This is a genomic window from Paraburkholderia steynii, assembly GCF_900100565.1.
Taxonomy (GTDB): domain Bacteria; phylum Pseudomonadota; class Gammaproteobacteria; order Burkholderiales; family Burkholderiaceae; genus Paraburkholderia; species Paraburkholderia terrae.
Genome location: NZ_FNDI01000003.1, coordinates 394,492 through 408,674 on the forward strand (window position 1 = coordinate 394,492; position 14,183 = coordinate 408,674).

Sequence of the window (14,183 nt, forward strand, 5' to 3'; positions counted from 1 at the left end):
ACCATTCGGGTTAACGGCAAAAAGACGGCTGACTTAACCTGGGTTTTGCCTGGTGTTTTGCGAGGATGACTGAACCGCTCGACAGCGCTGACTCACCTGCTTGCAAATTTCAATTCACTAACGGCGCACGCGCCTTCACTGGAACCGCACGTCGATCGCGAACAGTTCTGCTGCATTGTCGTTGATCGCGCAATGACAGCCTGTCTCGACGATATAAAGCGTGACATATAGATGTTTCAATTCTTCGTGCGAGCCTTTCAGAACCGCGCACAACGTCAGCACGTGCTTTTTCATCGACATCATGTTCTGGTGATGCGGCGAGTGTGGCGACCAGGTCGGCAGCATGCCTGAATGTGTATGCGCGGGGCGAGGAGATTGGCGAACGCCGACGCGCCTGCGCACGCGGCTGCAAACAGAAACGAAATAAGCCAGGGCCGTGGCGTCCCGGCCTCTCTCAGATAGTTGTACATGACTCTTGTCTCGCAGAACCCGTTTGCGCGATGCGTGGCGCGGGCCATCACGCGCAAAAACGGCATGTCGCTCGAACATGCTTACGGCAACGAGTCACGGAAACTTTAGAAGCGCGAAAACGAGGAGTTAGTGGTTGTCGAGCCATTTGACAATTCGAATCCAAAGGCTCAAAAGCAACGCGCCCACGATCTCGACGATCGTGGGCGCGAAACGAAGCCCGAACCCGTTTTAAACGAAGAAAATCCGCGTGCTCAGTGGCCCAGCGATTCCAGCTTCGCCCCGGCCACCTGGCTGACTTGCGGCCTCGCCATCTGCTTGATCAGCAGCGCGACGCACGCCACCAGACCGGCAATCGCGATCGTCGCGAACACGCCGGAAAACGTGAAGTGCCGACGCGTCAGTTCAGCAACGAGGAACGAGCCCGCAATGCCGCCGAAACGCCCGACGCCGAGCATCCACGCGACACCCGTGCCGCGCCCTTCCGTCGGATAGAACGCAGCCGCGAGGGCGGGCATCGACGATTGCGCGGTGTTCATCAGCACGCCGGCGATGAACACGATCGCCACGAGCGCGCCGACATTGCCCGCCGCCTGCCCGATGCAGTACACGCTGACGGCCGTCAGCGCATAGCACACGGCGATCACGCGGTTCGCGTTGAAGCGGTCCATCAGCACGCCCGCCAGCACCGCGCCGACGCCGCCGAGCGGGAACAGCGCCGAGATCAGCGTCGCGCTCTTCGGCGTGAGGCCCGCGTCCTTCAACAGAATCGGCATCCAGTTGATCGACGCATAGAAGATCACGAGGCCCATGAAATACGTGAGCCACAGCATCACCGAGCCGACGATGTACGAGCGCGACAGCACGACGCCAAGCCCCTTGCTGCCCGTTTGCGGCGCCGTCTCAGTCATCACGAACGAGCCGGCGTTCATCGCCTGCGATGAGATGCGCGCGAGCGTCGCGCGAATCCGTTCGACGGGCTGACTGCTCGCCACCATGAAGCGCACCGACTCGGGCATCTTGAGCAGCAGCACCACGCCGAGCAACAACGGCGTCACGCCGCCGAGCATCAGCACGGTGCGCCAGCCGAAATGCGGGATCATCCACGCGGCGAGAAAGCCGCCAAATGCCGCGCCCAGCGGAAAGCCGCAGAACATCAGGTTGATCACTGTCGCGCGCCGGCGGTCCGGGCAGAATTCGCCCATCATGGTTACGGCGTTCGGCATCGCGGCGCCGAGGCCGACGCCCGTGATGAAGCGCAGCACGGTCAATTGCCCGATGCTCGACGAAAACGCCGACGCGAGGCACGCGATGCCGAACAGGAAGACGGAAGTGAGCAGCAGCGACCGGCGTCCGAGCCGGTCGGACAGCGGACCCGAGCCGAGCGCGCCGCACGCGAGGCCGAACAGCGCGGCGCTCAGCACGGGCGCGAGATCAGGCCGCGACAGGCCCCACTCGGTCAAGAGCGATGGCGCGATAAAGCCGATCGCCGCCGTGTCGAAACCGTCCAGCAGGACGATCACGAAGCACATGAAAAACACGAGCCATTGAAAGCCACCGAATGGCTGCTCGTTGATGAACGTCTGAACGTTCACGACGGAAGTGCGGTTCATCGACTGTCTCCTGCTACGCACGACGCAATGCTGCGCCTGTGATCCTATATTGCCTCAGAAGCGAGGCGCGATACTCATACTCGTGACGAACACGCGGCGCGATACGAAGTAGAAGACGTCACGCGCCGTTGTTCGTATATCGCACAATCTTTCAAATTGCGAACACTTTAGCGTTTTGCATCGGCAAGCGTCAACGAAGGGTTATTACTGATGGATCGGTGTTGGGACGGCAGATGAAGCACCTCAGGCATCTCGCGACAACGAACGCGCTTCACGCGACATCGACCTTGCATCGAACATGCTCTGTGACGTTTTAAGCTGAAAAACAAGGCAAAAACTGAAGCATCAATAGCTTTGGATGCCTTATCAAATACGCGATCACATCACGAAAACGGACAGCGTCTGGCCCAAAGATCATCTTCACAAACGGGGCAACAGAGAACGCACCGCTCGCCAGATCGTCGAGCGTGAAGCGCAGTCGTCGTCCCATTTCGACTCCAACCGACGCTTCTGACCACCCTCACATACTTACAAATAAAAAACTTTCCTTACTTTTTACTTTCATATATAACGACAGGGCATGTCGCGAACACGCCTGTCTCGCACATGTCCTCAGCCCACCCGTGCTAGCCGGTGGGCTTTTTTTTGGTGTATTCGCTTAATCGCAGGCTACATACAAATTCCTTTCATCAGTCCATACCTCTCGGTGAAAACCCCTCCACTCTTTCACTTGACTTACTTGATATATCACATATCGTATGGAATCTATCAGCGTCGCATTTTTAGCGCCGATGATCGGAAGAGCCGCTCAGGCCCCCGCAAAACTCAACAGGCAAGTTTCGCAACTATCGTGCACGCGACGTGAGCGGCGCCAAGGCGCCCACTCTCGTCGTCAAAGGAGACAGCGATGAAGACAGAGCATCAGGAAGGGCCGTCGTCGTGGTACGCATCACCGTGGGTACAGCTCGTATTCGGCGTGGTCTGCATGGCGATGATCGCCAACATGCAGTACGGCTGGACCCTGTTCGTCAACCCGATCGACGAGAAGTATCACTGGGGCCGCGCGGCCATTCAGGTTGCGTTCACAATCTTCGTCGTGACGGAAACATGGCTCGTGCCGATTGAAGGCTACCTCGTCGACAAGTACGGGCCGAAGCCTGTCGTGGTCGGCGGCGGGCTGCTGTGCGCCGTGGCCTGGGTGATCAACTCGATGGCGTCGTCGCTGCCGCTGCTTTACACCGCGGCCGCCATCGGCGGGATCGGCGCGGGCGCTGTCTACGGCACGTGCGTCGGCAATGCGCTGAAGTGGTTTCCGACCCGCCGCGGTCTCGCCGCAGGGATCACGGCGGCCGGCTTCGGTGCGGGTTCCGCGGCGACCGTCGTGCCGATCGCCAACATGATCAAGCACAGTGGCTACGAGGCGACCTTCCTGTGGTTCGGCCTCGGCCAGGGCATCGTCGTGTTCCTGCTCGGCATGTTCCTGCTCTCGCCGCCCGCCAGCGTGCTGGCGTCCGCGAAGAACGCGCTGTCCAGTGCCAAGCGCCTCGTTCACAACGCGACGCCGCGCGAGGTGGTGTCCGCGCCCGTCTTCTGGGTCATGTACCTGATGTTCGTGATGATGGCGGCAGGCGGCCTGATGGCGACGGCGCAGCTCGGGCCGATCGCGAAGGACTTCGGCTTGCACGACTCGCCCGTTTCGCTGCTCGGCCTGACCTTGCCCGCGCTGACGTTCGCACTGACGATCGACCGCGTGCTCAACGGCCTGACGCGTCCGTTCTTCGGCTGGATCTCGGATCGCATCGGCCGCGAAAACACGATGTTCATCGCGTTCGCCATCGAGGCGGTCGGCATTCTCGCGCTGTCGAAGTTCGGCCAGAGCCCGGTGGCGTTCGTCGTGCTGACGGGCATCGTGTTCTTTGCGTGGGGCGAGATCTACAGCCTGTTCCCCGCCACCTGCGGCGATACGTTCGGACCGAAGTTCGCGGCCACCAACGCCGGCCTGCTGTACACGGCGAAGGGCACGGCAGCGTTGCTGGTGCCGTTCACGAGCATCGTCACGGCCGCGACGGGCAGCTGGCACGCCGTGTTCATGCTCGCGTCGGGCATGGCCGCCGTCGCCGCATTCCTGGCGCTCTTCGTGCTCAAGCCGATGCGCCGCGCTTACACGCTCCAGCATTCGGAGGCGTCGCTGGACACGCCTTACGGTTCCTCGACGCGCATCAGCGACTCGGCGCGCATTTCGGCTGAAGGAGGCTGATCGGCAGCACATGTTTTGAGGTTGTCAGGATGCCCGTTTGCCAGCGCGCGACGGGCATCCGCCGTTTCGGAAGCCCTTGAGTTCTACCGCTCTCGCACGTCATTCCTGGCGCACTCTGTAGCAGCGGGCGTGACACAGTGCCCTCATCCTGCCGCCAGCGGTCCAATTCTCGCGCCGCTCGCCCGACGCTGCACCAATCTGGCACGAACCGTGCGCGCCACGCAGTCGCCGATACGCACGCCGCCGCTCCAGCACCGCTTCGTCGCCGCAATCCGTCGAATCCGCGGGCGTACGTGTCGCCCTTCCGACACTGGCCGACCGCAGAGGCGAATCCGATGGACCGCGAAGAGCTACTCGAAGACTGGCGCACGCTCGCGCTCGATATCGAGCATCAGGTGGAAAACGCAGTCATCGGGCAGCCCGAGACCATCCGGCTGATCAACGTCGCGCTATTCGCGCGCGGCCACGTGCTGCTCGAAGGCGGTGTCGGCGTCGGCAAGACGACGATCCTGCGCGCGTTCGCACGGGCGATCGGCGGCGATTTCGAGCGCGTCGAAGGGACGATCGACCTGATGCCGGGCGATCTCGTCTATCACACGTACGTCGATGCCGAGGGCAAGCCGCGCATCGAGCCCGGACCGCTCATCAAGCACGGCGAACGGCTCGCCACCTTCTTCTTCAACGAGATCAACCGTGCGCGCCCGCAGGTGCAATCGCTGCTGTTGCGCGCGATGGCCGAGCGCTCGGTGTTCGCATTCGATCGCGAATACCGCTTTCCTTATATGACCGTGTTCGCCGACCGCAACAAGGTCGAGAAGGAAGAAACCTTCGAACTCGCGGCGGCGGCGCGCGACCGATTCATGTTCGAACTGAATATGTCGACGCCCGAGGACGCGGCCGCACGGCGCGCGCTCGTCTTCGATCCCGACTTCCACGACACGGAAGCGCTGCTCGCTCGCGTCACGACCGACGTGCTGCCGTGGCAACGACTGAACGCGATCGGCGCGAGCATTCAACGGACGATCCACGCGAGCGAGGCGATCGAACGTTACGCGCTCGACATCTGGCGCGCGACCGAAAACCCGTTGCAGTTCGATATCACGCTCGACGACGTGGACATGCAGCGCCTGATTCTCGCCGGCGCGAGCCCGCGCGGCATGAGCGCGCTGCTGCGGGCGGCGCGCGTGGTCGCGTGGCTCGACGGGCGCACGTATCTGATGCCAGAAGACATCCACCGCGTGCTGCTACCGACGCTCGGGCATCGCGTGTACTTCACGCCCATCTACGAGTTGCGCCGCCAGGAACTCTCGGATGCGCTGATGACGCAGATCGTTTCGAGGATCGCGGCGCCGTGAACACGCTTGCGGAGTTCCAGTACCGGCTTCCCGTGCGGGTGTCGGGCGCGCGGCCCGGCGGGCATCGCGGGTCGAGCGTCGGCATCGGCCAGGAGTTCGCCGCGCACACGCGGCTGTTCGATCATCCCGATCCACGCCGGATCGATGTGCGCGCAAGCATTCGCAGCGTGCAGCGCGAATGGCTCGTGCGCGTACACCGGCAGCGCGTGGCCGTGCCCGTGCATGCCGTCGTCGATGTGTCCGCGTCGATGCGCTTCGGCGCCGCGAGCACGAAGCTCGAAGTGGCCGCCGCGTTTGTCGAAGCGCTCGGGCATAGCGCGTTTCGCATCGGCGACCCGGTCGGCATGCTCGCATTCGACGACGACGCGCGCGAGGATCTTTTCGTGCCCACGCGGCACGCGCGTGGCATGGGTCCGTTGATGGCGGAGTTGTTGCGCGATTGCGTACCGCGGCAAACGCGCGCGCAGTCGCGCGAGCGCGGCTTGCGCGATATCGCGACGCGTCTTGCCGGCCGTGCGTGTCTTGTCTTTCTGGTGTCCGATTTTCATTGGCCACTGGCTGCGCTGCCCGGACTGCTCGACACGCTGACTCACGCTTGGGTCGTGCCCGTCGTGCTGTGGGACCGCGCGGAAATCGAGCCGCCGTCGCACAACGGCTGGATGTCGCTCGTCGATATTGAATCGGGCGAAATGCGCTCGATGTGGATGCGCGATTCCGTCCGCGAGCGCTGGCGCAGCGCCGTCACGGAACGTCGCGCGCAGATCAATGCGCTGTTCGCGCGTCACGGCATCCGCCCGTTCTTCAATCAAGGCACGTTCGAGCCCGAAGCGCTCAGCCGCTACTTTCTCGAGATGACGGCATGACGCGCCTCGGCACCTGTGCGACGGCTCTCGCATGCGTCTTGATGATCGCAAGCACTGGCGTTCGCGCAGAACCCGCGACCGTGCAGCAGCCGCGCGCCTTCGGCCACGTGCTCGGCGACATCGTGACGCAACAGGTGCTGCTCGGCCCGGACGATCGCGCCAACGAGCTATCGGCGATGCCGTCGACGGGCCGCGTCAACGCGTGGCTCGAACGCCGGCCACCGTCGATCAGCACGGATGCCGACGGCCGCCGCTGGCTCGTGCTCGACTACCAGGTGATGAACTCGCCGCGCGCGCCCGCCGTGACCTCGACGCCGCCGCTGCAATTGCGGCTCGCATCGGGCAAGACGCTCGATGTCGCGGCAAGCCCGCTGTCGATCGGTCCGCTCGCGCCGTTGGGTCTCGCCGACGCCGGACGCCTCACGGGACTTCAGCCCGACCGGCTGCTCGCGCCCGAATCGACGGCGCCGCTGCGGCGCGCGTTGACCGTGTGGATCGCGCTAGCCGTCGCGGTGATGATCGCGTGGCTCGGCTGGTGGCTATGGCGCAACCAGCGCGACGCGCGGCAGCTTCCGTTTGCGAAGGCATGGTCGCGCTTCGGCCGGCAGGACGACGCCGCACTCGAAGCGAATCCCGATGCGTGGCGCGGTCTGCATCGCGCGCTCGACGAAGCGGCGGGACGCGTCGTGCTGGCCGGCTCGGTACCGGACCTGACGGCGAAAGCGCCACATCTGCGTGAGCTTCAGCCGCAGCTCGAACAGTTCTTCCAGCGTTCGTCAAACCGGTTCTTCAGTCAGTTGCCGGTAGCGACGCCATTTTCATTGCGCGAGTTGTATCGCGCGCTGTATCGCGCGGAAAAGCGCCATCACCGATGAGCACGCCGCCCGATTTCCTCTATCCGTGGGCGCTCGTTTTTCTGCCGCTCGCCGCTTTGCCGCTGCTGCGCCGAAGCATCGATACGCTGCCGTATTCGTGGGTCGCGTGGCTGCCGCGCGATCGCGCGGGCCGCGTCGTCGCGTTCATCTGGCGCGCCGCCGCGATGGTCGCGCTCGCGGCGGTGATCGTCGGGCTTGCGGGGCCGGGCTGGTCAGGCGAGCAGACGCGCATCACGGGAACGGGCGCGGAGATCCTGATTCTGATGGACGGCAGCGGCAGCATGAACCAGCCGATCAGCAGCGGATCGATGAATGTCGCCGACGCGCCCACGGCAGGCGAAACCAAAAACCAGATGGCGCGCGATGCGATCACCGCGTTCGTCGCGCAACGCGTGAACGATCGCTTCGCGTTCATGCTGTTCGGCACGCATCCGATGCTGGCCGTCCCCTTCACGCGCGACCGCACGGTGATCGACGCTGCGATTGCCGCAACGGGCATCGGGCGCGGCACGCCGGATACCTTGCTCGACCGCGGCATCCAGTATGCCGTCGAACTGTTCGATGGCCGCGCGCGCATGAGCAGCCGCGCGATCGTGCTGGTCTCGGACGGCGGCGCGCGGCTCGACGACGTGGCGCGCGAGCAGATACGCGCCGGGCTGTCGCGCAACGGCGTCGCGTTTTACTTCGTCTATCTGCGCAGCGGCATTTACAGCCCCGACCTGCACGTGCGTCCCGCCGACACCGACCATTCGCCCGAAGCCGAACTTCACCGCTTCTTCCTGTCACTGCCGACGCCCTATCGCCTCTATCAGGCCGACAGTCCGCAACAGGTTGCGCGCGCGATGAGCGATATCGCGCGCAATGAAAACGCGCCCGTGTCGTTCGTCGAGCGGCTGCCGAGACAGGATCGCAGCACCTGGTGTTACGCGACGGCGCTTGTCTGCTGCGCGCTGCTGATCGGCGTGTGGTTCATGCAAAAGCGGAGCCTGCGATGAAGCGGCTGCCCATCCATCTGATGTTCGGCGTGGCGACGCTGTGCTGTGTCGGCGTCGCCGGTTACTACGCGGCGCGTCTTCAGCACGTCGTGCAAGCGAACGCCGAGATCGCCGCGATCGACACGCAAAAGCGCGAGCAATGGAGCAAGTCCGCGATGGACAGCAACGCGCCCGCCGTGCGGCTCGCGCAAGCCGTCGCGCTCGCGCGCGCCGGGCAGCATGCAGAGGCGGGCAAGCTCTACTACGACCTGTCGCGGCTCGCGCCTTCGAGTGAAACGGGCCGCCTCGCGCTCTACGATCTCGCCAACATGTATCTGCGCGAAGCTGCGGGCGACAGCGCGCAAGGCCCCGTGCGCTCGCCGCCGATGCTCGAAACCGCGAAGGCGCGGTATCGCGAACTGCTGCGCCTCGAACCCGGCAACTGGGATGCACGCTACAACCTCGAGCGCGCGCTGCGCCTCGCGCCCGAAGCGCAGGACACCGCCGATGACGTCAATGATGTGAAGGAGCAGCACAACATCAACGTGCGCGGCGCAGCGCCGGAGGAACTGCCGTGAAGCGCGACGCGCGGCCATGGATGCGCTACGTGCGCGGACGCTGGTGGCAGCTTCCGCTTGCGTCGTTGCTGCTTGCGGCGGCCGTCCTGATGCCGCCCGTCGAATTCAAGCGCCCGGTGTTCCGCTATGTCGTCACGTTCGATATCACGCAGAGCATGGACGTCGAGGACGTTGCAATCGGCGGCAAGCCCGTGAGCCGGATCGACCTCGCGAAAGCGGCGATGGGCGACCTATTGCAGCACTTCCCGTGCGGCTCGGAAATCGGCTGGAGCGTGTTCACGAATCAGCGCTCGCTGCTGCTGGTCGCGCCCGTCGAAGTCTGCAGCAACTACGATGCGCTGCTCTCGTCGCTCGATCAGATCGGTGGAAACATGCGCTGGGTCAACAGCAGCGTGATCGCGCAAGGCGGAATCTATTCGGCCGTCCGCGCCGCCACCGATCTTGGCCATAACACCGATGTCGTATTCATCACCGACGGCCAGGAAGCGCCACCCGTCGCGCCGAACGAAACGACGGTGCGCGACATTCCGCAAGGGCTCGTGCATGGCTGGCTGATCGGTGTCGGCGGCGACCAGCCCGCGCCGATTCCGAAGACCAATGCCGACGGCGTGCGCACCGGTTTCTGGCAAGCGGATGAAGTGAGGCAGGTGCGGCCCGAGCCCGGCGCGCCCGCGGTCGCAGAGAGCCACGAAGAACTGTCGCAACTCCGGGAAACGTATCTGGAAGCCCTGGCCGGCCATCTCGGCTTCGGTTACAGGCGGCTCGTCGGCCCGACTTCGCTGCGCGCGCCGTTGATGGACGCGCGTTACGCGCACCCGATACCCGTTGCGACCGATATCCGCTGGGCGCCCGCGCTGCTTGCACTGATTCTGCTCGTGTGGCGCTTTCTTCCGGCAAGAAGGCTTGCGCAAGCGGACAAGCCCGCAAAAGCGTCAATCGCCACGACTCGCGCGCGCAGTGATCCTGTTACTGCTGGCGCGTTGCGATGACTTCATCGCGCCGCTCGTAAGGCTGTCCGGCACGCGCTTAAAGAAACACCCCAGGCACGCCGACTGCTCCTTCGTCATCATTTCGTAAGGACAACCGGCCATGCACTCGACTCGTGTCTCATCCTTCTCTCGCCGCCTGCTTTCATCGACGGGCGTATTCTGCGCCGCGATGTCGCTGTCCGCATTCGCCGATGCGCAGATTACCGCGCCAGGCGGCGCGGGCTCGCAGGAAAACCGCACCGCGCCGATGGGGACGAAGTCCGATCCGCCGCCTGCGCACATGCTCGAATCGAACACGCCGCAAGCCGCCGAAGCGAAGCCGGGGCAAAGCGGCAAGGCGAAAGGCAAGTCTGCGCACAAGCCTGAAGGCGCAGGTGGCTTCGATAACGGCCTTTATGGCACGGGCGCGGGCAGCAACAAATAGCCGTCAAGCCGCCCTCACGGTTCTCCGACGCGATTCATGTTCGTTTGAATCACGTCCTCTTTATTCACGTTCTTTTCTTCGGACCATTTCAGCAGTGAATCGAGCGCGGGACACAATGCCTGTCCCCACTCGGTCATCCGGTATTCGACCTTGGGCGGCACCTGCGGATATTGCTTCCGCTCGACGATGCCGTCCGCTTCCAGTTGCCGCAACTGTTGAGCGAGCATCTTTTGCGAAATGCCGGGAATCAGCTTCTCGAGGTCCGAGAAGCGCTGCACCTGGCCGCCAAAGAGATGAAAAAGAATCACCAGTTTCCAGCGTCCTTCGAGCAAACGAAAAACGGCTTCAACATCGGCGGCGGCCGTTGCGGCCGTATAAACCTTCCTCATAGGTAAGTCACTTACTTTTTCGTGCGTTCTTGTGGAACAGGTTGTTGATAGCGAGAATGAATGTATCGCAATTCACGACTTCATATCGGATATGGCATTGAACGCATTGAACCTCGCAGGCATGCGCACGCTCGTCACGGCAGGCACGAAGGGCATCGGCAAAGCGGTCGTCGAGCGCTTCGTCGAACTGGGCGCGACGGTGTTGACGACTGCGCGCACGCACACGCAGGATATCGACGCACAACACTTCGTGGCTGCTGATCTGAGCACCGAACAGGGTTCCGCGAACGTCGCGCGCGCGGTTCAGGAAAGGCTTGGCGGTATCGATGCAATCGTACACGTGCTCGGTGGTTCATCCGCGCCCGCCGGCGGCTTTGCTGCGCTCGGCGACGACGAATGGCAAAAGGAACTCGACCTCAATCTCTTTCCGGCAGTGCGACTCGATCGCGCGCTTTTGCCGGCCATGATTGCGCAGGGAAAAGGCGTCGTGATTCATGTGACGTCGATTCAGAACCGTCTGCCGTTGCCCGAATCGACGACAGCTTATGCGGCCGCGAAGGCTGCGTTATCGGCGTATAGCAAATCGCTGTCGAAGGAAGTGACGCCCAAAGGTATCCGGGTCGTGCGCGTATCGCCCGGCTGGGTCGAAACGGAAGCCGCCGTCGCATTGGCGGAACGTCTCGCTGCTGAAGCGGGCACTGACTACGAAGGCGGCAAGGCGATCATCATGAAGTCGCTCGGCGGGATTCCACTCGGTCGTCCGGCGAAGCCTGCGGAAGTCGCGGATCTGATCGCGTTTCTGGCTTCGCCGCTCGCATCGGCGATCAGCGGAACGGAGTATGTGATCGATGGAGGAACGGTGCCTACGGTGTAGGCGCGACGCAGATTTCGATAGAAGTGCTCGCGCGCCAGCCCGCCACAGTTTTCACTTCACGATCAGCATGCTCGGGAGCGCTAGTACGGCCGGTCCCAAACACTTGAGCATCAGATTGCTGCCTCCGCGCCGTAAACCAGGACGTGTGCGCAACACCTGCGTCGCGACCCGGCCGGCTTCCTGACTACCACCTCGGCGCGATATCGGCCAGTTGCGCGACGCCGCGACCAAACGAGAAATTCTCGTTTGGCACGGGCACGAGCGCGATGAAGACATCGTCGGGCGACACGCCGACGTCCCGCTCCAGCAGACGCGTGATCGTCGCCATCAACGCTGCCTTGTCCGACGCAGGTCGATGCGCACCTACCATGACCGTCACGATCATCGCGTTCTTGCTTCGCTCCATCTCCATGAACGTGGGATCGATGAACAGTTCATCGTCGCCGTGTTCGCTGATCATGATGAACCGGTCTCCCTTGGGAATGCCCAGCGCTTCAACCAGCGACATGTTGAGTGCGTTACCCATCGCGATCTTCTGTTCGCGAGTGAAGCGTCCTTTGGGAATGTGTGCATGAAATACCGGCATGTGTGTTCTCCATTTGCCTCAAGTGATTGGCGTGAAAGTCTGCCCGTTAAATTTCTTTGCGCCCGGCCGCTCCACCATCGGCGAGATGCAGCGTGAACCAGTCCACCGCCGCTCCGCTCGCGAGATCAAATGCCGCGTCGTACGGATCGAAGTGATGACCCGGCACCAACACGAGCCGCTTGGGTTCGAGCGCGCGTTCGTAGGCTTCGAGTTCGAGATCGGTCATCGTCACGCGATCGTCGTTCGCGATGACCATCAGAAGCGGCGTCGGAGAGATACGGCTTACCCATACGCCTGGCTCATACATGCTCGCGGCAAACGACGAGCGCAGCGTGACACGGTTTTCCCACGCTGCACCCGCCAGCGGCTGCGAATAGAATGCAATCGCTTCAGGCGATCGATAAGCGGCAGGCACGCTCGCGTCGGCGCTGACAACGGCCTGAACGCGCGGCTCGTGGCCACGATGCTGCTCACGCAAATCCTCAGTCACCGTGGCAGTCCAGCCGGGCATCGCATCGGGCGCGACGCGACGTCGAACCTGCTCGAAGCCGCTGATGGTCGGAACCTGCGAAACGACGCATTTGACGCGACGGTCCGTCGCGGCGAGCACCAGTGCGTGTCCGCCGCTAAAACTGCTGCCCCAGATTCCGATGCGCGCGGGGTCCACTTCGGGCCTGCTCTCGAGCCACGTGATAGCTCGGCGCCAATCGGCGATCTGCGCCCACGGGTCGATATCCTGGCGCGGCGTGCCGTCGCTCGAACCAAAGTTTCGATGATCATGGACGAGGACAACGAAGCCGGCTTCCGCGAACGCAGTCGCGAAACGTTCAAGGCCGTGTTCCTTAACGGCGGCAAATCCGTGACACATCGATATCGCGGCGCGCCGCTCCGTCGCGGCGGGCACAAACAGCCAGCCGCGCAACGTGATGCCCCCTTCTCCGGCGAACTCTATTTCAGTCCTGCTGATCATGCCGCACTCCGTCTTTACAATACGTTGATATGCGCATATTATGATCCACACCAGTGTTTGACAAGCAACTTTGTCGAGGAGACGAGCATGACAGCAGTATCCGATCTGACGAATGATCCGGATCAGCCGCCGTACGACGCGCTGATCTTCATTCATGGCTTCCTCGACAATCACACGGTCTGGAACGATCTGATCGCGGCGCTTGCGCCCTCTTCGGTGCCCGTGATCGCGCGCGATCTTCGCGGCGCAGGTGATCGTCGCAATGAAGACGACGCATGCACACTGGCGCAAGCGGTCGCCGATATCGTGCAAGTGTTCGACGACATGCGTTTGTCGCGCGTAGCGCTGGTCGGACACAGCATGGGTGCGCAGATCGCGGAACTCGTCGCCAGTGAACGTGCCGCGCAGGTCGCGTCGTTGACGCTGATCACGCCCACGCCTTTGCGTGGAAACACATTGCCGGACGAAGTACGCGATCTGCTGCGAGAAAGCGGTGACGATCCCGCCGTCCAGCGTCAGATTCGCGTTTCCTTCTCGACCCATCTGAACAGCGATCAACTCGATTCACTGACCGCGCCCCACGTATTGATGAACAAGGCCACCGTTCGCCAGTATTACGATGCGTTCACGCTCGGCGACTCGCGTGGCAATGAACCGTGCGCGTATCGTGGCCCGACCATGGTGATCGGCGCCCAGGACGACCCTGTGATCACGATCGAGCAGATCGCTGCCGAATGCCGTGAGCGCTTCCCGGCAGCGAGTTTTCGCATCGTCGCTCACTCCGGTCACTGGCCGCATCTGGAGCAGCCGGCGCAGACGGCACAACTTCTCGCGCGACACCTTGGATGGGCAACGCTCAAACCAGCTTCGTCCGCGCAAGCGTCACCGCACGACTACGTCGGTGCCTCGCACGAAAGCCGCTGAGCCTCGCGTATATTCCCAAGTTCGACGAAACCTGAGCGAATACG

At 63.0% G+C, this 14,183-nt stretch carries 15 protein-coding genes; 10 read left to right on the top strand and 5 right to left on the bottom strand.

The features are described 5' to 3' along the window. Nucleotides 1-135 precede the first annotated feature (135 nt). Together BLT65_RS46370 and BLT65_RS08185 are read right to left on the bottom strand one after the other, a co-directional pair. Nucleotides 136-549: a hypothetical protein gene (locus BLT65_RS46370; protein WP_143036494.1), complete on the bottom strand. Its 414-nt coding sequence runs from the start codon at nucleotides 547-549 to the stop codon at nucleotides 136-138. 173 nt (nucleotides 550-722) lie between these two features. Further along, entirely contained in the window at nucleotides 723-2,081 is a 1,359-nt protein-coding gene (locus BLT65_RS08185; protein ID WP_091776766.1) for an MFS transporter, read from the bottom strand. Nucleotides 2,082-2,988: 907 nt separating this feature from the next. Here BLT65_RS08185 and oxlT point away from each other — a divergent pair. The 8 genes from oxlT to BLT65_RS08225 all read left to right on the top strand — a co-directional run bounded on the left by oxlT (nucleotide 2,989) and on the right by BLT65_RS08225 (nucleotide 10,396). Continuing rightward, nucleotides 2,989-4,338, top strand: a complete 1,350-nt coding sequence (oxlT, locus tag BLT65_RS08190; protein ID WP_042307660.1) for an oxalate/formate MFS antiporter — start codon at nucleotides 2,989-2,991, stop codon at nucleotides 4,336-4,338. A 335-nt stretch (nucleotides 4,339-4,673) separates the two neighbouring features. Then, entirely contained in the window at nucleotides 4,674-5,693 is a 1,020-nt protein-coding gene (locus BLT65_RS08195) for an AAA family ATPase (RefSeq protein WP_007581153.1), read from the top strand. Next, entirely contained in the window at nucleotides 5,690-6,556 is an 867-nt protein-coding gene (locus BLT65_RS08200) for a DUF58 domain-containing protein (RefSeq protein ID WP_091776768.1), read from the top strand. The genes BLT65_RS08195 and BLT65_RS08200 overlap by 4 nt, the downstream gene beginning before the upstream one ends. A gap of 41 nt (nucleotides 6,557-6,597) precedes the next feature. Beyond that, on the top strand, nucleotides 6,598-7,431 hold the full coding sequence (locus BLT65_RS08205; protein WP_244186454.1) for a hypothetical protein: 834 nt from the start codon (nucleotides 6,598-6,600) through the stop codon (nucleotides 7,429-7,431). Continuing rightward, nucleotides 7,428-8,426: a vWA domain-containing protein gene (locus BLT65_RS08210; RefSeq protein WP_091776772.1), complete on the top strand. Its 999-nt coding sequence runs from the start codon at nucleotides 7,428-7,430 to the stop codon at nucleotides 8,424-8,426. Before BLT65_RS08205 ends, BLT65_RS08210 begins: the two co-directional genes overlap by 4 nt. Then, complete coding sequence (locus BLT65_RS08215) at nucleotides 8,423-8,983, top strand: MxaK protein (protein ID WP_091776773.1); 561 nt, start codon at nucleotides 8,423-8,425, stop codon at nucleotides 8,981-8,983. The genes BLT65_RS08210 and BLT65_RS08215 overlap by 4 nt, the downstream gene beginning before the upstream one ends. Beyond that, entirely contained in the window at nucleotides 8,980-9,972 is a 993-nt protein-coding gene (locus tag BLT65_RS08220) for a vWA domain-containing protein (RefSeq protein ID WP_091776774.1), read from the top strand. The genes BLT65_RS08215 and BLT65_RS08220 overlap by 4 nt, the downstream gene beginning before the upstream one ends. A 100-nt stretch (nucleotides 9,973-10,072) precedes the next feature. Then, a complete protein-coding gene (locus BLT65_RS08225) occupies nucleotides 10,073-10,396 on the top strand; it encodes a hypothetical protein (protein WP_091776776.1) in 324 nt (107 codons plus the stop codon). Between the two features lie 14 nt (nucleotides 10,397-10,410). On the opposite strand, the gene BLT65_RS08230 is transcribed toward BLT65_RS08225, so the two are convergent. Next, nucleotides 10,411-10,785 (bottom strand): winged helix-turn-helix transcriptional regulator, encoded by a 375-nt coding sequence (locus BLT65_RS08230; RefSeq protein ID WP_091776777.1) that lies wholly within the window; start codon nucleotides 10,783-10,785, stop codon nucleotides 10,411-10,413. Between the two features lie 91 nt (nucleotides 10,786-10,876). Here BLT65_RS08230 and BLT65_RS08235 point away from each other — a divergent pair, with 91 nt between their 5' ends. Beyond that, entirely contained in the window at nucleotides 10,877-11,659 is a 783-nt protein-coding gene (locus BLT65_RS08235; protein ID WP_091776779.1) for an SDR family oxidoreductase, read from the top strand. 184 nt (nucleotides 11,660-11,843) lie between these two features. Here the strand turns inward: BLT65_RS08235 and BLT65_RS08240 are convergent, their stop codons facing one another. Next, a complete protein-coding gene (locus BLT65_RS08240; protein WP_091776780.1) occupies nucleotides 11,844-12,245 on the bottom strand; it encodes a tautomerase family protein in 402 nt (133 codons plus the stop codon). Nucleotides 12,246-12,291: 46 nt separating this feature from the next. After that, nucleotides 12,292-13,215 carry an alpha/beta hydrolase gene (locus BLT65_RS08245; protein WP_091776782.1) on the bottom strand — a complete coding sequence of 308 codons (924 nt, stop codon included), beginning with the start codon at nucleotides 13,213-13,215 and terminating at the stop codon, nucleotides 12,292-12,294. Nucleotides 13,216-13,302: 87 nt separating this feature from the next. Between BLT65_RS08245 and BLT65_RS08250 the strand changes: the two genes are divergently transcribed. Next, nucleotides 13,303-14,139: an alpha/beta fold hydrolase gene (locus BLT65_RS08250; RefSeq protein WP_091776783.1), complete on the top strand. Its 837-nt coding sequence runs from the start codon at nucleotides 13,303-13,305 to the stop codon at nucleotides 14,137-14,139. Nucleotides 14,140-14,183 lie beyond the last annotated feature (44 nt).

Excerpts from the sequence above, each read along its gene's own strand:
- BLT65_RS08210 (WP_091776772.1), top strand. The coding sequence starts at position 7,428 with ATGAGCACGCCGCCCGATTTCCTCTATCCGTGGGCGCTCGTTTTTCTG.
- BLT65_RS08195 (WP_007581153.1), top strand. The coding sequence starts at position 4,674 with ATGGACCGCGAAGAGCTACTCGAAGACTGGCGCACGCTCGCGCTCGAT.
- BLT65_RS08240 (WP_091776780.1), bottom strand. The coding sequence starts at position 12,245 with ATGCCGGTATTTCATGCACACATTCCCAAAGGACGCTTCACTCGCGAA.
- BLT65_RS08215 (WP_091776773.1), top strand. The coding sequence starts at position 8,423 with ATGAAGCGGCTGCCCATCCATCTGATGTTCGGCGTGGCGACGCTGTGC.
- oxlT (WP_042307660.1), top strand. The coding sequence starts at position 2,989 with ATGAAGACAGAGCATCAGGAAGGGCCGTCGTCGTGGTACGCATCACCG.
- BLT65_RS08245 (WP_091776782.1), bottom strand. The coding sequence starts at position 13,215 with ATGATCAGCAGGACTGAAATAGAGTTCGCCGGAGAAGGGGGCATCACG.
- BLT65_RS46370 (WP_143036494.1), bottom strand. The coding sequence starts at position 549 with ATGTTCGAGCGACATGCCGTTTTTGCGCGTGATGGCCCGCGCCACGCA.
- BLT65_RS08185 (WP_091776766.1), bottom strand. The coding sequence starts at position 2,081 with ATGAACCGCACTTCCGTCGTGAACGTTCAGACGTTCATCAACGAGCAG.
- BLT65_RS08235 (WP_091776779.1), top strand. The coding sequence starts at position 10,877 with ATGGCATTGAACGCATTGAACCTCGCAGGCATGCGCACGCTCGTCACG.
- BLT65_RS08225 (WP_091776776.1), top strand. The coding sequence starts at position 10,073 with ATGCACTCGACTCGTGTCTCATCCTTCTCTCGCCGCCTGCTTTCATCG.
- BLT65_RS08205 (WP_244186454.1), top strand. The coding sequence starts at position 6,598 with ATGATCGCAAGCACTGGCGTTCGCGCAGAACCCGCGACCGTGCAGCAG.
- BLT65_RS08250 (WP_091776783.1), top strand. The coding sequence starts at position 13,303 with ATGACAGCAGTATCCGATCTGACGAATGATCCGGATCAGCCGCCGTAC.
- BLT65_RS08230 (WP_091776777.1), bottom strand. The coding sequence starts at position 10,785 with ATGAGGAAGGTTTATACGGCCGCAACGGCCGCCGCCGATGTTGAAGCC.